Source organism: Dellaglioa sp. BT-FLS60 (assembly GCF_054941065.1).
This window is the reverse complement of sequence record NZ_JBSOLI010000036.1, coordinates 83268-107673: the sequence shown is the minus strand read 5'-3', so window position 1 is coordinate 107673 and position 24406 is coordinate 83268. Positions and strand designations below refer to the sequence as shown.

The window sequence follows — 24406 nt, the reverse complement described above, 5'->3', positions numbered from 1 at the left end:
AATATTTGTAATTTTTATACACTATAAGATGAATAGAAGAGGACATACATGAAAATTGATTTCGTTGTTACTTGGGTAGATGGTGCTGATCCAGAACTTATAGAAAGTAAAAAAAATTTTCTTCCAAAAGAAAAGATAAATAATGACTCAATCCGTTATAGAGATTATGGGACGTTTAAATATTGGTTTAGGTCTGTAGAAAAATATGCACCATGGGTAAATAAAATCTATGTGGTAACAAATGGGCAAGTACCAGATTTTCTTGATATCAAAAATGATAAAATTATATTTATCAAGCACAGTGATTACATTCCTAATGAATATTTACCTACGTTTAGTTCGATACCAATAGAATTAAATTTTGCTAACATTACTGGATTGTCAGAACATTTTGTTGTTTTTAATGATGATACTTTTTTGAATGACTACGTAAAGCCAACTGATTTCTTTTCAAAATCAGGATTACCTAAAGATTCTTTAATAATGAATATTATTACACCTGTAGAAGATTTTGATCACATTTTTGTAAATGATCTTAAAATTATTAATAATAATTTTGATAAACGAAAAGTATTTAGGAATAACTTTACGAAAGCTTTTAATATAAAATATGGATATTTAAATTTATTAAATATCATTTTAATGCCTTGGCCTAGAATCCCTAGATTTATAGATTTTCATATACCGCTATCGTTTAAAAAAAGCACATATAAGAATGTTTTAGAGAAAATAAATGATGATTTTATCAAATCATCGGCTCATAAGTTTAGGGAAATAAGTGACATTAATGATTGGGTTATTAGGTACTGGCAATTATGTAGTGGGGAATTTTCTCCAAGAAGTATTAAATTTGGAAAAATGTGGACACTAGGTAATATTCAAAAAGTTGAAAATGATATTTTACAAAAAAAACACAAAGTTATTTGTATCAATGATTTTGATCTAGATGATGAAGAATATACAATCAGTATAAATATCTTGCAAAAGTCATTCGAGCAAACTTTAACTAATAAATCAAGTTATGAATTATAAAGGAGAACTGTAATGTTATCCCCAATAGTATTATTTTTTTATATTTTTCAATTTCCCATAGATATTGTAAGTACGATTCCTTCTTTATTGATTAGTTCATCAACAATTTTATTAATACCATTTATTATTTTATTTTTAGTGAATTCTGCATATCAAAAAAAAGTTAACTTATTTTTAAAAAATAAGTTAATTAGAAGTATATTATGGAGTTTTTTTGTATTAATTATAGCGTCATTATTATTTGTTATTTTTAGAAATACGAATGATTATAGTTTTACTATAATATTATTGCCACAGTTTATTCAGTTAATCATTGGAATAATTGTTTTACCGTATATTTTAGAATCAAACGTATCAATAAAAAAATTACTTGTAGAAATTTTTTGTATGCAATCAATTATTGAATTTATGGCATTAGTAAGTCCTACTTTTTTAAACATGACAAATATTTTTAGGATTTCACGAGCAGTAGAAAGAAGTCAAAATGCTGATGGTGGTGCTCGTGCGACCGGGATTGCTATAGTAGCATATTTTGGGTTGGCTATTGCTTTTGCAGTAGTGGAATTTATGTTTGTTTATTTTTGGAAAGAAATAGAATATACCAATTTTATGATTAAAATTAGTATATTAATTTTAATCATATTTGGTGGCATTATCGCTGGAAGGACATCGTTTATTGGATTCATTTTTGGAATATTGGTAGTTATTGTACGAGATTTTAGTAAAGGGATAAAAATAAAAAAAATACACATAAAAGTAAGGAATTTATATATGTTTATTATTAGTTTAATAATTTTAATTTTTGGAATTGGAATTATTGTTATTTTTAATATTTCTTCAAAAATTTCTGAATTTATAGCAAGTAATCCTGCAATACAGTCCTTTCAGAAATTTACACTGAGATTGTTTGTGAATTATCAAACGACTGGTAAATTTACTGATAATTCTGTGGAAAGGTTAAAAACAATGTATTTCCCAATATCAATAAAAAGTTTCTTTTGGGGTGATGCGTTATTTACAAATAAGGATAAAACATATTATATGCATACAGATGCCGGTTATATGAGGCAACTACTTTATTCGGGAGTATTTGGATTTTTATATCTTGTTTGGTATCAATTTAAGTTTATAAAGGCAATTAAACCAAAGTTTTTTTCTTTATGTTTGTTGATTTTACTGTTTATTTTAAATTATAAAGGTGTTGTAATAGGAACCTCGTCGATTATTCAAAGCTTATTATTGGCGCTTATTGCTGATGAAATCTTTAAGGGGGAAAAAGTATTTTGAAGACGGTAAGTGTACTAATGAGTGTATATAATGAAAAATATGAATGGATTGAGGAAGCTGTAAACTCTATTCTTAGACAACAAGATGTACAGATACAGTTAATTATTGTAGTAGATAATCCAAATGAGAATGCATTAGTTAAGTTTATTCAAGAATTAAGTGAAAATCGTAAAAATATAGAGGTAGTTGTTAATAAAATTAACGAAGGGCTAGTAAATAGTTTAAATACTGCATTATCATATGCTACAGGAGAGTATATTGCTCGAATGGATGCGGATGACATTTCATATTTAAATAGATTTTCAGCAGAAATAAAATATTTAAAGCAATATAATTTAGATTTTGTAATGGCTGAAACTTTATTGATGGCTGAAAATGGGGAGAAAATAAAATCCTCGACTTATCCAGAAATGCATGGAAAAACTTTTGAAAAGATGGAACTGATAAAAAATATTTCAAGACATTCAACATGGTTAGCAAAGAAAAAAGTTTTTTTTGAGTTAAATGGTTATAGAAAAATTGAATTTACTGAAGATCTTGATTTTATATATCGAGCTATAGAAAAAGGCTATAAGTTGGGTAAAATGGGTGAGCCTCTTGTGAAATATAGAGTGAGAGATAATGGAATTACTAAAACTAATTTACTAGCTCAGTGGAAAGTATATTCAAAATTAAGAAAACTTGCCAATAAAAAAACGGTAAGTAGAACGAGTCCTAAAAAAATAAATTCTGTTATAAAAAAATTAACTGATCGACAAAAAATGTCTTTTATTAAAAGTAATGATTTACTTTATATGATAAAGCAAACAAATAATATAATACAAAAGACGTTTTTATTTTTTAAATTATTAATTAGTTCAAAATATGTGTTAGAATTAATTACTTTTCAGATAAATAGCCGAATCAAGGGAAAAAATTTATAAAAAGCAATATTTATATGAAAAGATGATGTTATGTTAAATATCCGAAAAAGCCCTTAGATTGTTAACGACAGACCTAGTGGTTAATTAAGATATTATATTCTTATCAATATTATTTGTGATTAATTGGATATTAGTTACATCAGTCTGTGGCTTATGGGTGTTGCCTTACCATATAGGAGTTAAGCACGTATCAATTTTCGGATAAGATAATTCGACATCTTTAAATTATATTCTAGAATCACTGCAATGATTTTAGGATATCCATAAATTCTAAAGTTGTCGTTCTTAACGACTAATTTTCTTAAATTTTCCTATTGGTTTTCTTGGAAGCTAACTTAATAATTAAGTCTATTGAGGTACCTTAGATGTTTTTAAAATCAATAACATCTGTGTGAATTGAACTTAATTATTTAAGTATGACTCAACGTTTGCTAACATTTAAAATTATTTTCTAATGTAAGTTAATTAAGAATAGTTTGATAATGAAGTTCAGATTCTTTAGCTAATTTTTTAGATTACCGCCATCATTTACCAATAGAATTTTTGAAGTCTTGATCATAATGGTTTGTCATAAAAGTACCTCCATAGATTATTATACAGAACGAAAGAAAAATGTCCGTAAATACATCATAGGAGTAGTATTGATTCATTATATTTTTTATAGTGGATAACATTGTAAAAAATGTAAAAGGGAAAGTAATTAAATTCTTTTTACTAGTATTCAGTTAGTAATTAAATAATGATAAGGAGATTATGGGTATGAAAAAAATAATTACGAATGTCGCATATCAAGGGCTATTTCAACTGGTCAAGATTATAATGCCCATGATAACGATTCCAATAGTAGCAAATGCATTGGGACCAACTGGTATAGGTACCTATAATTATACGGGATCTATCGTTGGTTATTTTTTATTGTTTGCTGGATTAGGAATACCACTGTATGGGAGTCGTGAGATTGCAACCAAGAGAGACAGCAAAATCGAAATGTCTCGTTTATTTTGGGAAATTGAAATTTTCAGTGTTTTAATTTCTGGAATATCTATGATTATATTTTTGATATTTGCGACATTTTCAAATTATAAGATAATCTATTACTTACAAGCGATGTTAATTTTTTCGTCCATGTTAGACATATCTTGGTTTTTTAGAGGTATTGAAGATTTTAAAAAAATTACTTTGGCAAATTTATTAGTTTCAATATTAACATTCATAATGATCATTTTGTTTGTTAAAAAAAGTAGTGATATATATATATATGTGGGAACAATGACATTCGGTACTGTTATATCTCAAATGGTTCTTTGGTTGTTTATATTCAAAAAAATTAGTTTTGTAAAGGTTACGTTACGGCAAGTTATCAGTCATTTTAAAAATATTGGAACTTATTTCATACCTCAAGTTGGCATGACTGTTTATCTTAACATGAATCGAACAATACTTGGATTAGTTATAGGAACTACAGCAGTTGGTTTTTTTTCTAATGCAAATATTATACCTGCCATTTTGGCACAACTTATTTTAACTGTTGATTCAGTTATGCTGCCTAAATTAACATATCTTTATTCAAAAGGTGAGAATGAAAAAATATTTAAATTGTGGGATATTGTATTTAATTTTCAATTGTTTATTACAATTCCAATAATGGTGGGTTTGATTTTAGTGGTACCAAAACTTGTTCCTTGGTTTTTTGGACCAAAATTTAGTGGAATAGAACATTATCTGATGGCAATGAGTCTATTAGTAGTAATTATCCCAATGGGAAGCGCAATTTCTAGACAATATTTAATTCCCATTGGTAATATGAAATATTATAATTTATCTGTTGTTGTGGGGGCTATTATCAGTTTAATAGTCAATCTAAGTTTGATTCCGTTTCTTGGAATATGGGGTGCTGTTATTGGAACACTCGTTGCTGAAACATTTGTTACGGTCACTAGAGTTATCAAACTTATAAAGGAAACTGGTTTTAAATATAAATGGATAGAATTTTTAAAATATTTGATAGCTAGTATTATAATGTTTGTTATTACTAGAGCAGTCACAGTAGGATATCCAAGTGGTTTAGTGACCAATATAGTGCAGTCGTTAATTGGTGCAACTATTTATTTAATCGTTACAATAATGATTAAAGCAAACCCAATAATGGAATTAATAAAAAAACGTAAGTATTAATAAACCATCCTTGATTGTAAAATGCTGTCAAGAAAAAAATATGAAAGAGAAACAATTAATAAGTTAGTATTTTCATTTTTACCAATAATTATTTGAGCATTAAATCATAATCCGGACTGTGTATTATTCATCGAAGATACTTTTAAGTAACTTATGAAATGCGTTATAAAAATAATGAACTAATAGTAATAACATTACATTAGTTCATTATTTAATTTTGTAACTAAATTGGTTATCGGAACCAATATCAAATAGATTAAGCCTTGCCACTACTGAGAAACATGAAAGGTAAGTAATGAGTTTAATCAATCTGATCTGAACAAGTTTTAAAACGTTCTGTGTATAAGAATGCTCAAATGAATTATGCTACTGTATCAAATTTCTGGACAAAAATATTGATATAAAATTTTTTTTGCTATTAAAAAGTGAACATAATTTTAATAAGGAGATTAACAAAGTGAAAAAAAGTTATAAAATTAGTGTACGAAATTTTTTGGCAAAAATTATTAATTTTATCTATACTCATGCATATTTTTTATGGGTTTTTCCAATTAATAATAAAAAAGTTGTTTTTCAATCTTTTAATGGCTTACGTGGTTATGCTGACAATGGCAAATACATCACAGAAGAACTGTTAAAGTATAATGATTTGTCTATTGTATGGTTGGTTCGAAAGGGAGTAAATTCAACATTTCCAAGTAATGTTAAGCAGGTTAATCGGTTATCAGTCCGAGCATTGTTTGAACTTGCGACTGCGAAAGTCTGGGTTAATGATCAACGGAGTGTTTGGGTACCACCTAAACGTTCATCTCAGACCTATATTATGGTTTGGCATGGAGGTGTTGTGCCAATTAAAATGGTTGAAAAAGACGCTGAACGCGATCTTCCTAAGGGTTACATAAAAAATGCTATGCTTGATTCTAAGAGAACAGATTTAATGATTGCAGGCAGTCAACTAGATGTTGATCTTATTCGTAATTCATTTTGGTATAATGGAGAAATTTTGCTATCAGGGCTTCCGAAATATGATAATTATTTTAATGAAGTGAATCACAATAATTCGGAGGTAAATACATATTTTAATTTAAGTCCAAATGATAAAATATTTTTCTATGTACCAACATTTAGAAAAATATTTGACGCAAGTGTATATGGACTTGATTATGAACGTATTATTACGGTCTTACACAAAAGGTTTGGAGGCAATTGGAAATGTATGATTCGGTTACATCCAAATATAAAAAATCATTTTTCTGAACTTAATTTACCAAAAGATGTTATTGATGCTAGTCAATACCCTGACACTCAAGAACTAATTATGAGGTCTGATTTTGTTGTTTCCGATTATTCTTCGACGGTAATTGATGGAATGTTAGCTAAGAAGAATGTTTTTTTGTACACTCCGGATTTAGATGAATATTTAATACATGATAGAGGAATGTATACTAATCCTTATGAACTACCATTTTCTATTGCAAAAAATCAAACAGATATCGAACAAATTATTTATGGTTTTGATGAGCAAAAATACAGAAAAATAATTGAAGAATACATGCAAGCTAACCAGATAGATATGTCAGGAAATAGTTCTCAAAAAGTCGCAGAGTATATATTGACAAAATTGACCAAATAATATAGTAGAGGCTACTTCTATCATATTATTTATGGTTAAAGTTTTTTTTATTTCTATAGTAAGCATTAAGGTGAACTTTAAGCCGCTCTTTTTTATTTCTAATCATTTTCATGCTAACATAGTACTAAGGAGATGATTAGAATGACAATGCCATTAGGATTAAAAGCAGGCACTGAACCTATTCAACTGCATGATCGTTTGCAGCATAAACCAGACGTTTTCGAATTTTATCTCAATGAATTCGACGTCACTGGTGATGGGTTAAAACGATTATCAGACGAGATTGATGAAGTGAAGGACACAACTAACAAGATTGTGATGCATCATCCAATGAAGTTTGGGGAGCAGGCAGTTGAATTAGCTGTGTCTGAGACGGCTAATCCCAAGTTATATCGATTTGTTAGAGAGAGTACGGAGACATTAATTCAATTAGCGAAAGATAAGTCAATTCAAACGTTAATCCATGGGTCATATAGTAAACAAACACCTATGATTATCGCTGAGTATCCCAACTTTGAGGCTGCACAAGCAACCTTGTTTAAACGGATGGACTATTATCAACAATATGGGCAAGAGCATGTGATGTTTGAAAACTCAATTTCTGATTTATTTTATTATGGATCTGAAGCCTCAGATCAGCTTATTTTACAAAAAGGCTATCGCTTAGCTTTTGATACATCGCATACGTTTATTAAACAATCAGGCAGCAATGCCAGTTTGCAAGCAAGCTTAAAACGCTTGATGCCCAATATCGTTCATTATCACTTAGTTGATTCCATGGGTGAATTCCACGATAGTTTACCGCTGGGCAAGGGGAAGATTGACTGGAAGCAGGCTTACCCTTTATTGAATCCGAACGCAACTTCAATCTACGAAATTGATTTAGCCAATCAAAATGATTGCCGCGAAATGCTTGAAAGTCATGACTATTTACAGAATTTACTAGAAAAATAGAGCTTAGGTTTGATTCACTTCACAACAATGAATCAGACCGTAGCTCTATTTTTTTTGATTATCAAACCAGTACAATAAACAACCTAATACTAAAACGATAACGCCGAACAAGACAATTTTCCAAGTGAAACTAAAGAGTAAGTAGAGTGATACAATCAGCGCGATACTTGGAATAATTGGGCCACCAGGTAATTTGAAACCTTTTGGCAAGTTGGGATCATTATTGAATTTAAATGTTGCTAAAATAGTTGGTACATATTGGACAAATGAGGCGAAGACAATACATGATACTAAGAACAAGTAGCTTCCGCTCAGTAGCAGCAAGATACTTGTGACCGACGTTGCGATAATGGCGACAACGGGTGTATCGTGTTTGCTTTGTTTGCCGACAATTTTTGGTAATAATTGATGCTCGTTTGCTAAAGAAGCAGCGACCACAGGTGTATTGAAGGAAACTGAGATAGCGACACCAAGGATTGAGATGATCATGCCAATGACGATAATCATATACCCCCATTGTCCGAAGATACTTTTGAAGGCTTCCGCAATTGGTAAACTATGTGTCCCTAATTTAGGTCCAAGGACACCAACGGCAACCGATTGAAGTAAGACATAGAGTAAGGTTACGGTCGCAATTACACTCAATAAGGCTTTGGGAATGTTTTTTTCTGGATTATCCATTTTTGCTGCAGCAATTGGTAAGAATGAGAATCCCGTGTACATATAGAAAATGACACCAAATGCGGTATTGAATCTCGTAAACAATTGCGTGCCATTGTGAATATCAGCTGGAATAATTGGTGTAAAATGGGCACTTTTAACGAATAGAGCACCCGCAATGATAAAGAGTAGCATGATGAAGACTTTCGCTGTAGACGATAGGTTATCTGCGAAATCCAAGATAGCTGTGCCAAAATAATTGATGATGCCTAAAATTGTGACTAAAATAATAGCTGTTAAATTATAAATGGGTGCTTGATTCAAGGCTGGAAAAATAATTTTTAGAATGGTCAATAGAGCGGCGATTTCAGCTGATAGCGTGACAACGCCTAATACCCAAGTGAAGATACCAACTTGGAAGCCGGTAAACTTGCCGAATGCATTATAAGCATAGAGCCATGCAGCGCCATCTTCCGAAAATTTACTAGCCAGTGTTGCGTAACAGAGAACAATCGTTGTGACAGCTAATGCTGCAAGAATGATTGTGACAATGCTGAATGCCCCGATATCGTTATAAATGTTACCAGATAGCAAGAATATCCCCGAGCCAATAATTCCGTTAATCCCTAATAAGAAAACGGTAAAGAATGTCATTTTTTTATCTTTTATTTTGTTCATTATATCTCCCCTTATCCAGACAAATGTCCTAAATTTAGCATATCGAATGTCGTGTTAAAACGCAATTGATAGCCATTATGAGGATACAAAAAAAGCCAACAATTAAGTTGGCTTTCAAGGGTTAGACTAATTCGTTCTTGTAGATTGGTGTTTCAATTGTTTCAACAAACTGTGCTGAGACAGGGGTTACGAACATTTTTTCGTTATCACGATGGAATAAATCAGCAGCCGTGATATCGTCCATGGCTTTCTTAACAGTTGCTGGATCTAAATCTGTATTCACATAACGTAGTTTCATATGGCGTGTTTTACCTGTTTCATTTTTAAAGGCTAAATCTAATTGTTTCATATGTTTTCCTCCTTAGTTTTTGTTTAAGCTAAAAGACTTGATTCCGTACGGATAACTAATTTAACTGTGTTATCTCCCGTTAAGGTTTCAATTGTAGCACCAAGTTGTGCAATGGCTTCGTTAGAGGCAGTTTCAGTAATGTTAGCGAATGAACGTTTACGTTCAGCCCCGTCAGAACTTAATCCCTCAACGATGACGTTTGTTTTTACCCAAGTTTTACTCATGTGTATTCTCCTTTGTGTGTCTTTATTTGATAAGTGCCGCGACGCCTTACATAGATAATAAAGAATCAGCGACGCACTTTGTAAAGCAACTAGTCAAAATTTATTCCCGATTCATTTGCGCAATGACTAAAAGAGCTTTTTTACCAACGTTATTGCGCCAGTTATAGGCAGTTTGACGGCTGACGTGGTGACTTGTGGCAATTTCAGCGACCGTTTGATGTCTGATATAACAATCGACTAGATAATGTTGTTCGACGGTTGAACACAAATCGTATAGGGCTTTAAAAAGATGTTCAGTGAATAATTTTTCAGCAATGGTATCTTGCGTTTGAAGGGTCAAATCAATAATGGCATCAGTTGGGTTCGTTGAATCATCCCCGTTAGGTTCTAGATGGGTCTGTTGATTGGACTGACGATTAATCAAATCAAGCAGTCGCCAGTAGACGCGTTGATAGGCGTACACCATGAAAGTCTGTTCGTTATCTTCAATACATTTAGGATATTGGTCGTAAGCTGCACTGAAAGCTAGGCGACCTTCTTGCACGAAATCATCATATGAAGGATGATTTTGATTTAAAGCCATTTTTTTCAAGACGCCGAAGACAAGTGCATCACGATTGTTTTCTAATAGGAAAGTTAATCCTGGATTTGGTTGATTTGTCATGTTAGATAGTAGCTCCGCTTCATTATTAGGATTCCTTGGCCAAGGTTCTTCATTAGAATACGGACTTATTGGTTCAGAAAATACCCGACGAAATGGGACTATTTATGGGTTTTTGATGAGCATTTGTTAAATAAAGGTCATTTTTAAGCTTTCTTAAGATAAACTTAATCATTACGCTTAAGTTCACACAAGATTGTGAGCGATAAAATCTGTACCGTAAGTTAAGTTGCTAAACAAATTGAAACAAGAAAGGGAGTAAGCTATTGAATTGGAAGAAAGAGGGAAGCCGGAATTTTGAGGAAATTATTGATTATCCGGAAACACGCTTGTTATCTGTTGGAACACAATATTGGCGGACGTTGTTGGAGAACCATCCGATTATTGATGTGTTGGATGATGATTTTTTCACGGAACATGGGATAGTGACCGATAATTATCAGGTTAATATGGAGACCACATTGTATATCCATCATATGAATGAAAAACGGGGTAATCTGCGTTCCATTATTTTTGACAAACATAAAGGCATTTTATTGTGTAAATATACAACAACAAATTTTGTGAACCGTTTAATTAATGAAAAGATTCTAACTTTTGTGGCAATGCGTGCAATTGGGTCATTAGTTGAAAAGAAACAAGCATTACCTTATACCTGTGGCATGTATCAATTGTTTCCAGACAGTGGGCCTTCAAAACGTGGGGCGTCGTGGACCGCAGGGCATCACTTGGCAAATATTTCTGATGTCGAAAGTGGGACGGATTTATTTTTTAATAATGGGTTGAGAATCCGAGTTCAAAGTAATTATGCCCAATTCCTGAAACAATTGAATTTGGCGCATCTTTTTACGGATATTCAGGATTCCTTGGCTAGTAAAGTCGCTGCTGAACTTGGTTATGAAACGCCAATTCCTCAATTTAGATACCATGATGCAATCTTGTCATTAGTTCAAAATCGATGTGATACTTACGTGGATAAGATTGATTTTATTAAGGAAGTGAAACGATTATTAGCTGTCTATACTTTGAAAGGTTATTCTGATGAAGCTCCCGATGATTCAGTTATCAAGCAGACATGTAGTTGGACGCATACGAATAGAGGCATACTGCATTACTAATTGTAATCATAATGTAACGAAAAACCCCACCACTAGACCCAACGTTTTGATATAATTATAAGATGACAGATTTGTAAAACAGGGGGAAAGCATGCATAAAAGAAAGTTATTAGTAAAGTTAATGACAGTAACATTCGTCGCTATTACCGGATTTAGTGTGATGAATTTACCAATCGTGAACCAAGGGAACCACGAATCAACAGTTGATGCCGCAACAGTCGTACAAACGCAAGCCTTCGTTAAGAAGATGGGGCCAACTATTCAAGCAGTCTCAAAAGAAAAAAACTTATATTCATCAGTGATGTTAGCACAAATGATTCTCGAATGTTCTTGGGGTCAAAGTAAACTTGCAACTCAGGCGAATAACTACTTTGGGATGAAGGGGAGCTACAACGGACAATCATATTCAGTTAAATCATTGGAATATGATAAAAAAGGTAACCCCTATTACGCAGTTTCAAAGTTCAGAAAATATCCAAATGTTAAAGCATCAATCGAAGATTACGCAAACCATATGCGTAATGGTGTCGATTGGGATGCTAATTACTACTCAGGAACATGGCGTGAAAAAGCTAGCACCTACCAGAAGGCTACAGCAGCGTTGAGTTTAAGATACTCAACAAGTAGTGCTTACGGTAAGATGTTGAATACATTAATTTCAACATACGGTTTACATGAGTTAGATCAGGATGTAAAAGTTGCCTATAATGGTGCGGCAGGATCTGAAACAGTGAAAGTTACTAATTCAGGTTACCGTCTCTATAATCATGTTAAAGGGACAGCGGGAAGTACAGATAAAGGTGTCGCTTCTAAGCTAGCTGGTAAAACAGTTTATGCAGATATGCGTGGTGTTAAAGATGGTAGTACCACATGGTATCGAGTAAGGGCAAAAGGGACAACGACTAAGTATTGGATTTATAGTCAAGCTTTAAAATTAAGAAAGGTAAATTATTCAGCAATGAATATTGCTGGGACTTTTAATGGTAAGTCATATCAGTTACATAATCATGTTTATAATTCAGAGTATTTATCTAAAAAGACTGGTGATTCTAAATCATATAGAAATAAAAAATATACGATCAATAATAAAGCGGTCATTACAGATTACAATGGTGTTAAATCAACGATGCATCGTATTAAAATTGGTGCCAATAATCATTGGGTTTATACGGGTGCTGTGAAGAAGCAAGCATTAGATAAATTAGAAAAACATCGTGCAGATGGCTCAGAAACGGCAACAGTGAATGCGAATAGTTATGTTTTATATAACACTGTTAAAAATACAACAGATAATACAGTTAGTTATGGGATGTCAACAAAGTTGACGGGTCAAAAAGTTCAGTTATTATCTCGCGCAGAGAAACGAAATGCAGGAACAACATGGTACCAAATAAAAGTTGGTTCAGAAAAATATTGGGTTTATGCTAATGCAGTAACCTTTAATCAACAGGTTACCTATAAGGCACTTAAACAAACGGCAACAGTTAGCAAAAATAGTGCGTACCGATTACATGATCATGTGTATAATTCAGAATATTTGTCATCAACAACGGCTAAAGCAAGTGATACAACAATTAAAGGGCAAGCTGTTACTATAGACTGTATGGCAACGATTAAAGAAAAAGGTAAAGCAAATTCTTACATGTATCGATTTACCGTTAAGTCAACGGGGAAAACCTATTGGACTTATGGTAGCGTATTAGTTGGTCGTGCTAATGCTTCTTAGTGTTTAGTGAAGAATAAAAATAGGAGAACTATTAAAAAATGCAGAAAAATTTAATAATGAAATTTACCATTATTCTAGGTATTGTAATGGGGGGATTAATGATTGGAAGTGGGACTTCAGTCTCGGCTTCATCTAAGGTAAATGATTATATACATTCGCAAAAGATACAACCCAATAGTGTAACAAGTTCAATTTGGAGTGGTTTTCCAACAAGTGGTATGGGCTATCGACGTGGTAAACCTGAAGGTGTAGTTATTCATGAAACAGCTAATCCATCATCTACTATTACGGGTGAAATTGCATATATGAAATCTAATTATAAAAATGCGTTTGTACATAGTTTTATTGATGATAATCATATTATTAATATTGCTAAGACTAATTTAATGTCTTGGGGATCTGGAGCAGTCGGTAATCAGCGTTATGTTCAATTTGAGGAAACACGTGTGCACAGTAAGAAAGCTTTCGCACGTGAAGTTAATAATGCAGCGTACTATGTTGCATATATATTACAACAATATGGATTAAAACCAAGTTTAGCAACTGCCTCGAATCATGGCTCAGTTGCGACTATTTGGGCACATGCCGATGTTAGTAATTATCTAGGTGGTACAGATCATGGTGACCCAGTAGGATACTATAGTGATTCTGGTAAAACTTGGTTTAATGATGCATATACAATGACAGATTTATATACCTTAATTAAAGAATATTATGCTCAATTAAGTGTAAAGGTAGTGTATAATAGTGCGGCAGGATCTGAAACTGTAAAGGTTAATAATTCGGGTTACCGTCTTTATAATCATGTTAAAGGCACATCTGGTAGTGTAGATAAAGGAGCTGCTTCTAAGCTAGCTGGTAAAATAGTCTATGCAGATATGCGCAGTGTTAAAAATGGTAGTACCACATGGTATCGAGTAAGAGCTAAGGGATCATCAACTAAATATTGGGTTTATAGTCAAGCTTTAAAATTAAGGAACATAAAATATTCAGCAATGAATATTGCTGGGACTTTTAATGGTAAATCATATCAGTTGCATAATCATGTTTATAATTCAGATTATTTGTCTAAAAAGACGGGTGATTCTAAAGAATATAAAAATAAAACATATAAAATTAATAGTAAAGCAGTTGTTACTGATTACGATGGTGCTCAATCAACGATGTATCGAATTAAAATTGGTGCCAATAATCATTGGGTTTATACGGGTGCAGTGAAGAAGCAAGCACTAGATAAATTAGAAAAACATCGTGCAGATGGCTCAGAAACGGCAACAGTGAATGCGAATAGTTATGTTTTATATAACACTGTTAAAAATACAACAGATAATACAGTTAGTTATGGGATGTCAACAAAGTTGACGGGTCAAAAAGTTCAGTTATTATCTCGCGCAGAGAAACGAAATGCAGGAACAACATGGTACCAAATAAAAGTTGGTTCAGAAAAATATTGGGTTTATGCTAATGCAGTAACCTTTAATCAACAGGTTACCTATAAGGCACTTAAACAAACGGCAACAGTTAGCAAAACAAGTACGTATCGGTTACATGATCATGTGTATAATTCAGAATACTTGTCATTAACAACAGCTAAAGCAAGTGATGCAGAAATTAAAGGTCAAGCTGTTACTATAGACTGTATGGCAACGATTAAAGAAAAAGGTAAAGCAAATTCTTACATGTATCGATTTACCGTTAAGTCAACGGGGAAAACTTATTGGACTTATGGTAGCGTATTAGTTGGACGAACTGATATTGTTTAGGGTAGATAGTTAGATAAAGCAAAAAAAATAAGCCATCTGGCTTATTTTTTTTGCTTATTTTCCAGAAGAACGACGTGATAATTTAACGACGGCTTCAACTTTTGATGTTTGTGGGAACATATCGATTGATTGAATGTAATCAACACGGTATGATTTTGTTAATAATTCTAGGTCTTTGGCAAGTGTCGAAGGATTACATGACACATAGACAAATTTCTTAGGACGACTCTTATTGATTGCGTCAATTAATTGATCATCTAAACCAGTACGTGGGGGATCAACGACCAAGGCGTCAGGGACAAAGCCTTCTTCTAACCATTTTGGTAAGATATCTTCTGCTTTACCGACTTCATAAGTCGTATTTTCTTGATGTGATAAGACTGCATTTTCTCTAGCATCTTCAATTGCTTCAGGTGTCGTATCCATTCCACGAACTTCTTTAGCGCCATGGGCAACATAAAGGCCAATTGTACCAACACCACAGTAAGCATCAACTAATGATTCACTCTTATCCAAGTTAAGGGCTTTACCGATTTCGTCGTACAAAACACCGGTTTGGACTGGGTTTAATTGGAAGAAAGCCCGTGCTGACAATTTGAATTTCATTTTACCAAGACGTTCCATGATGAAATCTTGTCCAGCAATGTTGATCGTTTCGTCGCCCCAAACAAGAGAGGTTTCGCCTTTGTTGATATTTTGCATCACTGAAGTGACCATAGGTAATTCTTCTAAAATATGCATGACTAATTCGCGTTTCTTAGGTAACTTAGATGAGTTTGTAATGAAAGTTAATTGCACCTCACCAGTATCGAATGATTCACGAACAGCAAGTGTTTTGATAATACCTGATTTGGCTTCTTCATTATAGATAGGAATTTCAAGTTCTTCTAATAAAGCAACTACATGACGAATAACTAACATCGTTGTTGGACGTTGTGTGCTAAATTCTTTTAAGTCGACTAAATCATGACTCTTGGGTTTGTAAAGACCCGCAATTACATGACCGTCTTTTTCACGAACTTGGAATTGCGCCTTATTACGGTATTCATAAGGTGTCTGCATACCGATAGTTGGTTTTAAATCATAATGTTCATAGCCACGGGGTTTGTATCTTTCTAAAGATTGGACGATAACATCTTTTTTGAAATCTAATTGACCTTTGTAGTTTAAATGTTCTAATTCGATACCACCAACTTCACCGTAAGTGGCATCTTTTGGTTCAACACGGACGGGGCTTTGTTTACGAATTTTGTGAATTTTAGCGTTGATGTAAGTGGGTGACACACTAGTCACTTCTGCCACAACGACTTCATCTGGAAGTGCACCAGGTACGAATGTAATCTTACGTTTGTAGTAGCCGATACCTTCACCATTAATGCCTAAGCGTTTAATAGTTAAAGGGAAGCGTGAACCGGCTTCGATTTCTGTTCCAAATTCTTGATTGTCTGCCATAGTTTTTATAAACTCCTTATTGCTTTTTCCTTATTATAACACAGGTAATATTGGCATTTTGGCAGTTCAAAGATATAATAACAAGATAAGCATTTAAAGGAGTAAACATGACAAAAAAAATTACAAAAATTACGACACAAAAACGTGTCGGTCGCTATAATGTTTTTCTTGATGAGAAGTACGCTTTTCCAATTGGAGAAGAAGTTTTGATTTCGTTTCATCTTGCAAAAGGGATGGAGTTAGATGACGCATTAATTCAACAAATTGCTAATGCAGATGATCGATCAAAGGCTTATTCTAAAGCATTAAATTACCTATCTACGCAAATGCGAACAGTCAAAGAAATTAAAGATTATTTGAAAAAATATGAAATTACTGAAGATGCAATTGAAGAAACGATTGAAAAATTAGATGAATTTAGATTAATTAATGATCTCGAGTATGCTAAAAGCTATGTGCGCACCATGATGCATACTTCTGATAAAGGGCCAACGGTTATTCGTCAGAAGTTACGATTAAAAGGTGTTGCCGTTGAGAGCATTGATGAGGCATTAGAAGAGTTTCCAGTTGATGAGCAGCTAGAAAATGGGATTAAAGTTGCCGAAAAATTAGTTAAACATTATCATGATCAATCATTTAAAAATTTAACCAATAAGGTTCGTCAGGCATTGATGACTAAAGGCTTTAAATCGGACGATGTCTCACAAATCATGGATGCTTTAGAACTTGAGATGGATCCTGAAGAAGAATGGGATGCCCTTGTTAAACAAGGAGATAAAGTTTGGAAACGACAACGTGGCTTAGAAGGTAGTCAACGAGCTATGAAAGTGAAACAAGGCTTATTTCAAAAAGGGTTCCAGTTTGACGATATTAATGAATATATTGAATTGAAAGAACAAGATGAGGCGCTTGAATGAAGATGTGGGATGACGCAAAAATTAAAGAGTTTCAAGACACCTTGTTGACTTGGTACGATAGTGAGAAACGTGTCTTACCTTGGCGTAAAGACCATGAGCCTTATCACATTTGGGTGTCAGAGATTATGCTGCAACAAACGCAAGTCAACACGGTTATTCCGTATTATGAACGGTTTATGGATTGGTTTCCAACGGTTGAACAGTTTGCAAATGCGCCAGAAGAAAAAATTCTAAAAGCGTGGGAAGGGCTTGGGTATTATTCGAGAGTCCGCAACATGCAAAAAGCAGCTAAGCAAGTTGTTCAAGATTATGAAGGGCAATGGCCACAAACGGCTGCGGAATTACAAAATTTAGTTGGCATTGGGCCTTATACGGCGGGGGCAATTGCGAGTATTGCCTTTAATGAAGTGGTTCCTGCGGTTGATGGGAATGCGTTTCGGGTCTTTTCACGGTTATTTGAGATAGAAGAGGACATTGCGAAGCCACAGACACGTGTGGTTTTTGAAAAAGTGATTCAACAAGTCATTTCTAAAAAACGGCCTGGTGACTTTAACCAAGCGGTCATGGACTTAGGCTCAAGTTACATGAGTGCCAAGAATCCTGATACTGAGCATTCGCCAGTTAAAGCCTTCAATCAAGCTTATTTAGATGGAAAAGAATTGGTATTTCCAGTGAAATCAAAGAAACCACGTCCAGTTGAAATTCCCTATATTGCCTTGGTCATCGAAACGGATAAAGGGTATTTGTTCGAGAAACGGTCGAGTAAAGGGATGCTTGCTAATTTATTAGCCTTTCCTTTAATTAAAGTGGAAGAGTTGAAAGACAAACCAGATGAAGAATTGTTAACAGATGATGTGGTTGCTCGATTAAGTCAATGGAGCCAGACTAATTTGGCTCATCAGTTGGCGTTTTCTGCGTTGGAAGGACAAGTAGTCAAACATACCTTTACGCATCAAAAATGGCTGATTGACTTATTTGTTGTGAAAACAACTTCGTTTGATTTAAGTTATTTTCCTGGTGAATTCGTACCTGTGCAAGATTTTGATCAGATTGCAGTGCCTAAAGTGCAACAAAAGATTTGGGACCGATATTTAAGTCTTTCCTCAAATAAATCTTAGTAAAATGGCTCTTTTTTTGGTATAATATCTTTGCAATCGATGTAAAATGTGCGACGTGTTTAGAAAGTAGGTTTTGGTAGAGATGAGTAATCAGTCAAAGGAGCCTAAAGAAGGCGACTTCATTACCATAAAGAGTTATAAACACGACGGTAGTTTGCATCGAACTTGGCGTGATACGATGGTGTTAAAAACAAGTGAGAACATGATTATTGGTTGTAATGATCATACCTTAGTGACCGAAGCAGATGGTCGACGATGGGTGACCAGAGAACCCGCAATCATCTTTTTTCATAAGCATTATTGGTTTAATATCATAGCCATGATACGTGATAACGGCGTTTCTTATTATTGTAATTTGGCCTCACCAGCCACTTTGGATAAGGAAGCTTTGAAATATATAGATTATGATTTAGATGTCAAAGTTTTCCCAGATGGTGAGAAGCGGTTATTGGATGTAGATGAATATGCAGAACACGGGAAAAAATGGGATTATTCTAACGATATCGATAAGATATTGAAGTATAATGTCCGGACACTCGTAGACTGGATAGATAACGGGAAAGGGCCATTTTCTAAAGAATATATAGATATCTGGTACAATCGTTACCTCGAACTAGCGGAACGTGAGAATAAAAAATAGAAAAGGGTATTCGTCATTTTTATGGTGGGTACTCTTTTCTATTGTGATCATAACTTGACTTGGAAAGTTTGAATATATTATTGAAAATATACATGCTATACTTGTAAAATGTATACAAGTAGAAGAATTTTAAGGAGACAACATAAATAATGACAAAAAATACACCTTTACTTTCAGTTATAATTTTAGGATATAATGTTGAAGAATTTATTGAAGAAAGTATCAACTCGATACTAGAACAAAGTTATAAAAATTTGGAAATTATTTTAATTGATGATGGTTCTACTGATTTAACAGCAAAAATTATGGATCGTTACGTAGCATTATTTGATAATATTGAAGTTATACACAAGGATAATGGTGGACCAAGTGCTGCTAGAAATGCAGGGATTGAGGCTGCTACTGGTGAATATATTGCTTTTGTTGATGGTGATGATTTAGTTCCAGCAAATGCCTATCATTTATTAATGGCATCTGTTGAACAAACAAATTCAGATTTAGCAACTGGTGCAGTTGTAAGGTTTAATTCCACACGTAATGTACGTTCGTATATACATAAGTTGGCTATTAAAGATACGGTATATCAGACGTCTATTCAAGAACATCCAGAATTAGTTTATGATACGACCTCGTGGAACAAAGTTTACCGATTAAAATTGTTTATAGAAAATAATTTACGCTATCCCGTAGGAATGTTGTATGAAGATATTCCTGTTATGATGGCTGCTCATTTACTAGCAAATCATATCAATATCATTACAAGTCCAGTATATAAATGGCGTTGGCGAGAGGGTGATAATAAGTCTATCACACAGAGTCGTGGCAATAATATACAACATTATAAAGATCGGTTGAAAATGCTAAAACTGACTCGTTCATATATGAAACAATATGGCGCCACTCAAAATGTTGAAGATGCTTTTAATTTAAAATTATTAGCTACTGATATTCCATTATCAATGCAGGACATTAGGGAATCGGAAGAAGATTACATATTAGAATTTCAAAAAATGACAACTTTAATAATTCGAGATATTAATCCTGAGTTATTTAAGCAACTATCTATTAAAAATCAGATTCAATATGCAGCTCTTTTACAAGGAAATATTAAAGATTTAAAAAAATATAGTTATCGTCGTAAAAATATTGGACAAATTATTGAACGAAAGAATAAATATAAATTCGTGGACCCTAATATTTCAGTAGATGTTGCTAACGCGGTAAGCATTGAAAAATCACAAAAATTTGAGCAACGTATTTTAAAAGTAGATTTTGATGAAAAAACTAATGAAACGACGATAACGGGATGGCTACAACTTAATCAATTAAAAGTAACTAAAAAATTAAAAGAAAATTTTACAGTTAAATTAGTAAATATTTTAACTGATAAAGTAATGCCAATAGCGTTTAATCGAGAAAGTATTAAGCGGCGTCGACATTTATTTAAACACTCTGATTATCGTTATTTTAAGATAACATTTAATCAGCAACAAGCGTATCAAATATTAGGAAATGGTATTTGGAAAGTACAAGTTAATTATCAAGTGAAAAATATTAATGTTACAGATTTTTTAGCGAGTCCAAAACGTAAATTTAAAAGTAATATACTTTCTGAGAATGGATACCAAATTAAAACTGCTTTCAGTTTTGATTGGACATTAGCATTTAATGTGATGCCACTGCAGATAAGTGAGACTGAGAGTAAAAAAGAATTTCAAACAAATTTAATTCAAACAATTTCGGTTGACCATGATAAAATAACTATTTCAGCATGGTTGAATAAGCCGGATACGACCAATTTAATTAGTATCGATAAGAAAAATAATAAGATTATTTCTCAAGTTATCGGGAATAAAAAAAATGTGTCTACACATCAAGTAATATTTGAATTTTCAGTTCATGAGATTATTAATTCTAGTTCTGTAGCGCAAAAATATCTTCAATTAGTAGATAAGCAAGGACTAAATTTAAATTATGAATTTTCACATGAGAAGCAAGTACAAAAATATGAGGTTGCTCAACATAGTTTATTGATTCAAAAAAATATGAAAAATAAAATTGGACTTTTTATTGCTTCACGTTTTTCAAAATTGATTGAAATACAGTGGTTAAATGATAGTCAATTACAACTAATTGCTGAAAATACGTTATTTCAAGAAAAAGCTAATAAAATTATTTTACGAGTAATCGATCAGAATGAACAATATAAGTATCAATTTGATGACATTGAAATGAATTCTAATGGTAAAATTTTAGCTAATATAAATTTAATTAATGAACAAAAAGATAGTTTTATTAAGGCTGCTAAGTACAGTATCTATCTGGATTTTTATTTTGATAATCAAGTTATCCACTCACAACTTAATGTAGAACCTGAACTTTTAGAAACATTTGAGAGTCACACCAACAATTTAGTTAGAACTTCATTAACCGTAACAAACAATCAATTTTTGATTTTAAATCAGAAATTATCATGGGATAGACAAGATTCTACTAAATTAAAACGTGCAATTAATTTTTCTATATATTACCCATTGCAACGATTGTTTCCTTTGAAAAAGAAAACAATTGTTTTTGATAGCTACTGGGGTGCATATTTTAATGGTAATGAAAAAGCTATTTATGATTACATTCAAGAAAATTTCCCTGATTATGAATGTATATGGTTGTTTAAAGATCCTAACACAACTATTACTGGTAATGGCCAACGAGTTCGTTATTTTAGCAAAAAATATTGGTACTATATGGCACGTGCTAAATATTTTATTGAGAATACAAATCTCCCTAATCAATATGCAAAACGTCAAGGACAAGTAGAAGTTCAATCATTACATGGAACTTTTATGAAAACTATGGGGTTTGATGAACCTTATTTCAAAGATGGATCAAAAGGTCGTCAAAATAATTTTCTGAAGCGAATTAAACGTTGGGACTATCTTGTTTCACCTTCTCCATACATGGATAAAACAGCTAGTCATGCGTTTAATTTTGAAAAAAAGCTAATTACATCAGGATTTCCAAGAAATGATGTTCTTTATCAAAAAAATAACGAAACAAATATATTACAGATTAAAAAGTCTCTTAAAATACCGTTGGATAAAAAAGTGATTCTGTATGCACCAACATATCGTAATAAAGATGGTTTTGATTTTCAGTTAAATATTAAGCAGATGCAAGATAAATTAAGTGACGAATATGTTCTGTTAGTAAGATTACATTATTTTGTTGCAAATAAAATTGATTTAACTGAATTTGAAGGATTTACTTATGATGTTTCGAATTATCCAACAGTAGAGAACTTATATTTAATTGCAGACACATTAATTACTGATTATAGTTCAGTAATGTTTGATTATGCGCATCTTAAACGTCCGATGATTTTCTTTGCCTATGATTTAAAAGATTATACTGAGGATACTCGGGGTGTTTACTTAGATTATAGAGCTATAGTTCCTGGACCTATTGTTGACACGACGGATAAAATTATTGCAGAATTGAGTGATTTTAATCAGCTTCAGACAACATACACGCAAAAAAGAATCGAATTTTATGATGAATTTTGTACTTATGGTCGCCAAGGGAATGCCTCGAAACAGGTTTTTGAAGAAATGATTGGTGATGATTTATTACCACAAGTGCCAAGTGTGCAAGTAATTAGAAATAAAATAAAAAAACTAACAAAATTTAAAAAATGGTATCCTAAAATATTTAATATTATTGGAAAAATGTCAAAGAAAAATATTATTATATTTGAAAGCTTCTTTGGACGCAAATATAGTGATAATCCAAAAGCTATTTATGAATATATGAAAAATCGCTATCCAGAATATAAAATGTATTGGAATGTAAATAAGGAATATGAAACGTATTTCAAAGAACATCATATTCCTTATGTTATTCGGTTTTCATTTAAAGGTATTTTTAAACAGGCTAGAGCCAAATATTGGTTTACTAATGTTCGCCGGCCATTGTGGTGGGTTAAACCTGAAGGTGCAACTATAATCCAAACATGGCATGGAACACCACTGAAAACAATTGGGGTAGATGTGAATACAGGATCAATGCCAGGAGTAGATGCGGCAAAATACCATAGTCAGGTAACAAAAGATTCTGATCGTTGGGATTACGCTGTAACACCTAACCAATACTCTTCAGATATTTTTAGACAAGCATTCCGCTTGAACCGTAATCAAATGATTAATTCTGGATATCCTAGAAATGATATTTTAACGAATTATACACAATCAGATATTGAAAAAATTAAAAGTAATTTGGGCCTTAATTCAGATAAAAAGATTATTTTATATGCGCCAACATGGCGAGATAATGAGTATGTTAAAGCGGATTACTTTACGGCTAATTTGCATCTTGATTTAGATAAAATGAAGGCAGAATTTGGGGATGATATCATTGTTCTTGTTAGAACACATTATTTAATTGCTAATTCATTAGATTTAACGAACTACGAAAAATTTGCACTAAACGTTTCTGAATATGAAGATATTAATGATCTTTATTTGATTAGTGATCTACTAATTACTGATTATTCGTCTGTATTCTTTGATTTTGCAACGTTAAGAAGACCCATTATTTTCTTTGCGTATGATTTAGATGAATATGCGAATGATATTCGAGGGTTCTATTTTGATTACGAAAAGGACGTTCCAGGTCCGATTGTTAAGGATACGAATGCTGTTATCGAAGAAATAAAAAAAGCTTTTGAAACAAAGAGCGTCCATCCTAATTATGCAAGTTTTGTTGAAAAATATAATGCTTGGGAAGATGGTCACGCAACTGAACGTCTTGTTGATTTTGTGATGAACGAACGTGTTTATGAGAAAAATGAGACAATTATTGACACTATTGAGGTTTCGATTGTCGATGGTGCCGAAGTTTGGTCAGAAATCTATGGTTCAGAAGGGTATCAATTTGTAAAAAATATTGATGCTAGAATTAATAAGCAAAGTAAAGTTGATAAAACAGGTTATTTGATTGATCCTATTCAAAAAAATAAAGTTGGCGCTACCTTAATGCATATTACGATGGATGACGGTACAACTGGCTGGATTGATGAACAAGATATTATAAAATAATTA

19 protein-coding genes are annotated in these 24406 nt (G+C 32.7%); 14 read left to right on the top strand and 5 right to left on the bottom strand.

What is annotated here, in order from left to right; all coding sequences use genetic code 11:
• Positions 1 to 48: 48 nt before the first annotated feature.
• The 6 genes from ACVQ8P_RS07745 (at position 49) to ACVQ8P_RS07720 (ending at position 8004) form a co-directional block, all read left to right on the top strand.
• Complete coding sequence (locus ACVQ8P_RS07745; RefSeq protein WP_462298647.1) at positions 49 to 1032, top strand: stealth family protein; 984 nt, start codon at positions 49 to 51, stop codon at positions 1030 to 1032.
• A 12-nt stretch (positions 1033 to 1044) separates the two neighbouring features.
• Entirely contained in the window at positions 1045 to 2319 is a 1275-nt protein-coding gene (locus ACVQ8P_RS07740; protein WP_462298646.1) for a hypothetical protein, read from the top strand.
• Complete coding sequence (locus tag ACVQ8P_RS07735; RefSeq protein ID WP_462298645.1) at positions 2316 to 3242, top strand: glycosyltransferase; 927 nt, start codon at positions 2316 to 2318, stop codon at positions 3240 to 3242. Before ACVQ8P_RS07740 ends, ACVQ8P_RS07735 begins: the two co-directional genes overlap by 4 nt.
• A 759-nt stretch (positions 3243 to 4001) precedes the next feature.
• The gene (locus ACVQ8P_RS07730; protein ID WP_462298644.1) at positions 4002 to 5417 is read left to right on the top strand and encodes an oligosaccharide flippase family protein; all 1416 of its coding nucleotides are present in this window, start codon (positions 4002 to 4004) and stop codon (positions 5415 to 5417) included.
• Between the two features lie 457 nt (positions 5418 to 5874).
• Complete coding sequence (locus tag ACVQ8P_RS07725; protein WP_462298643.1) at positions 5875 to 7050, top strand: CDP-glycerol glycerophosphotransferase family protein; 1176 nt, start codon at positions 5875 to 5877, stop codon at positions 7048 to 7050.
• Between the two features lie 141 nt (positions 7051 to 7191).
• Positions 7192 to 8004, top strand: coding sequence for a TIM barrel protein (locus ACVQ8P_RS07720; RefSeq protein ID WP_462298642.1), 813 nt, complete (start codon positions 7192 to 7194; stop codon positions 8002 to 8004).
• Between the two features lie 45 nt (positions 8005 to 8049).
• Here ACVQ8P_RS07720 and ACVQ8P_RS07715 read toward each other — a convergent pair whose 3' ends face one another.
• The 4 genes from ACVQ8P_RS07715 to ACVQ8P_RS07700 form a co-directional block, all read right to left on the bottom strand.
• Positions 8050 to 9342 (bottom strand): APC family permease, encoded by a 1293-nt coding sequence (locus ACVQ8P_RS07715; RefSeq protein ID WP_462298641.1) that lies wholly within the window; start codon positions 9340 to 9342, stop codon positions 8050 to 8052.
• Positions 9343 to 9463: 121 nt separating this feature from the next.
• Positions 9464 to 9691, bottom strand: coding sequence for a DUF2922 domain-containing protein (locus ACVQ8P_RS07710; RefSeq protein WP_462298640.1), 228 nt, complete (start codon positions 9689 to 9691; stop codon positions 9464 to 9466).
• 23 nt (positions 9692 to 9714) lie between these two features.
• Positions 9715 to 9915, bottom strand: a complete 201-nt coding sequence (locus ACVQ8P_RS07705; RefSeq protein ID WP_462298639.1) for a DUF1659 domain-containing protein — start codon at positions 9913 to 9915, stop codon at positions 9715 to 9717.
• Between the two features lie 100 nt (positions 9916 to 10015).
• Complete coding sequence (locus tag ACVQ8P_RS07700) at positions 10016 to 10579, bottom strand: sigma-70 RNA polymerase sigma factor region 4 domain-containing protein (RefSeq protein ID WP_462298638.1); 564 nt, start codon at positions 10577 to 10579, stop codon at positions 10016 to 10018.
• Here ACVQ8P_RS07700 and ACVQ8P_RS07695 point away from each other — a divergent pair.
• The 4 genes from ACVQ8P_RS07695 (at position 10578) to ACVQ8P_RS07680 (ending at position 15183) form a co-directional block, all read left to right on the top strand.
• The gene (locus ACVQ8P_RS07695; protein WP_462298637.1) at positions 10578 to 10709 is read left to right on the top strand and encodes a hypothetical protein; all 132 of its coding nucleotides are present in this window, start codon (positions 10578 to 10580) and stop codon (positions 10707 to 10709) included. The two genes, ACVQ8P_RS07700 and ACVQ8P_RS07695, sit on opposite strands and share 2 nt — an antisense overlap.
• Positions 10710 to 10842: 133 nt before the next feature.
• The gene (locus ACVQ8P_RS07690; protein ID WP_462298636.1) at positions 10843 to 11694 is read left to right on the top strand and encodes a hypothetical protein; all 852 of its coding nucleotides are present in this window, start codon (positions 10843 to 10845) and stop codon (positions 11692 to 11694) included.
• Between the two features lie 91 nt (positions 11695 to 11785).
• The gene (locus ACVQ8P_RS07685; protein WP_462298635.1) at positions 11786 to 13420 is read left to right on the top strand and encodes a glucosaminidase domain-containing protein; all 1635 of its coding nucleotides are present in this window, start codon (positions 11786 to 11788) and stop codon (positions 13418 to 13420) included.
• 38 nt (positions 13421 to 13458) lie between these two features.
• On the top strand, positions 13459 to 15183 hold the full coding sequence (locus ACVQ8P_RS07680) for an N-acetylmuramoyl-L-alanine amidase (protein WP_462298634.1): 1725 nt from the start codon (positions 13459 to 13461) through the stop codon (positions 15181 to 15183).
• 54 nt (positions 15184 to 15237) lie between these two features.
• Here the strand turns inward: ACVQ8P_RS07680 and rlmD are convergent, their stop codons facing one another.
• A complete protein-coding gene (gene rlmD, locus ACVQ8P_RS07675; RefSeq protein ID WP_462298633.1) occupies positions 15238 to 16635 on the bottom strand; it encodes a 23S rRNA (uracil(1939)-C(5))-methyltransferase RlmD in 1398 nt (465 codons plus the stop codon).
• 107 nt (positions 16636 to 16742) lie between these two features.
• Here rlmD and recX point away from each other — a divergent pair, with 107 nt between their 5' ends.
• From recX to ACVQ8P_RS07655, 4 genes are all read left to right on the top strand, one after another.
• On the top strand, positions 16743 to 17552 hold the full coding sequence (gene recX / locus ACVQ8P_RS07670) for a recombination regulator RecX (protein WP_462298632.1): 810 nt from the start codon (positions 16743 to 16745) through the stop codon (positions 17550 to 17552).
• A complete protein-coding gene (gene mutY, locus ACVQ8P_RS07665) occupies positions 17549 to 18670 on the top strand; it encodes an A/G-specific adenine glycosylase (protein WP_462298631.1) in 1122 nt (373 codons plus the stop codon). The genes recX and mutY overlap by 4 nt, the downstream gene beginning before the upstream one ends.
• Before the next feature lie 82 nt (positions 18671 to 18752).
• The gene (gene ntdP / locus ACVQ8P_RS07660) at positions 18753 to 19310 is read left to right on the top strand and encodes a nucleoside tri-diphosphate phosphatase (protein ID WP_462298630.1); all 558 of its coding nucleotides are present in this window, start codon (positions 18753 to 18755) and stop codon (positions 19308 to 19310) included.
• Positions 19311 to 19459: 149 nt separating this feature from the next.
• Positions 19460 to 24403: a bifunctional glycosyltransferase/CDP-glycerol:glycerophosphate glycerophosphotransferase gene (locus ACVQ8P_RS07655; protein ID WP_462298629.1), complete on the top strand. Its 4944-nt coding sequence runs from the start codon at positions 19460 to 19462 to the stop codon at positions 24401 to 24403.
• Positions 24404 to 24406 lie beyond the last annotated feature (3 nt).

Excerpts from the sequence above, each read along its gene's own strand:
- ACVQ8P_RS07695 (WP_462298637.1), top strand. The coding sequence starts at position 10,578 with ATGTTAGATAGTAGCTCCGCTTCATTATTAGGATTCCTTGGCCAAGGT.
- ACVQ8P_RS07745 (WP_462298647.1), top strand. The coding sequence starts at position 49 with ATGAAAATTGATTTCGTTGTTACTTGGGTAGATGGTGCTGATCCAGAA.
- ACVQ8P_RS07705 (WP_462298639.1), bottom strand. The coding sequence starts at position 9,915 with ATGAGTAAAACTTGGGTAAAAACAAACGTCATCGTTGAGGGATTAAGT.
- rlmD (WP_462298633.1), bottom strand. The coding sequence starts at position 16,635 with ATGGCAGACAATCAAGAATTTGGAACAGAAATCGAAGCCGGTTCACGC.
- ACVQ8P_RS07700 (WP_462298638.1), bottom strand. The coding sequence starts at position 10,579 with ATGACAAATCAACCAAATCCAGGATTAACTTTCCTATTAGAAAACAAT.
- ACVQ8P_RS07680 (WP_462298634.1), top strand. The coding sequence starts at position 13,459 with ATGCAGAAAAATTTAATAATGAAATTTACCATTATTCTAGGTATTGTA.
- mutY (WP_462298631.1), top strand. The coding sequence starts at position 17,549 with ATGAAGATGTGGGATGACGCAAAAATTAAAGAGTTTCAAGACACCTTG.
- ACVQ8P_RS07710 (WP_462298640.1), bottom strand. The coding sequence starts at position 9,691 with ATGAAACAATTAGATTTAGCCTTTAAAAATGAAACAGGTAAAACACGC.
- ACVQ8P_RS07715 (WP_462298641.1), bottom strand. The coding sequence starts at position 9,342 with ATGAACAAAATAAAAGATAAAAAAATGACATTCTTTACCGTTTTCTTA.
- ntdP (WP_462298630.1), top strand. The coding sequence starts at position 18,753 with ATGAGTAATCAGTCAAAGGAGCCTAAAGAAGGCGACTTCATTACCATA.
- ACVQ8P_RS07730 (WP_462298644.1), top strand. The coding sequence starts at position 4,002 with ATGAAAAAAATAATTACGAATGTCGCATATCAAGGGCTATTTCAACTG.
- recX (WP_462298632.1), top strand. The coding sequence starts at position 16,743 with ATGACAAAAAAAATTACAAAAATTACGACACAAAAACGTGTCGGTCGC.
- ACVQ8P_RS07685 (WP_462298635.1), top strand. The coding sequence starts at position 11,786 with ATGCATAAAAGAAAGTTATTAGTAAAGTTAATGACAGTAACATTCGTC.
- ACVQ8P_RS07720 (WP_462298642.1), top strand. The coding sequence starts at position 7,192 with ATGACAATGCCATTAGGATTAAAAGCAGGCACTGAACCTATTCAACTG.
- ACVQ8P_RS07655 (WP_462298629.1), top strand. The coding sequence starts at position 19,460 with ATGACAAAAAATACACCTTTACTTTCAGTTATAATTTTAGGATATAAT.
- ACVQ8P_RS07740 (WP_462298646.1), top strand. The coding sequence starts at position 1,045 with ATGTTATCCCCAATAGTATTATTTTTTTATATTTTTCAATTTCCCATA.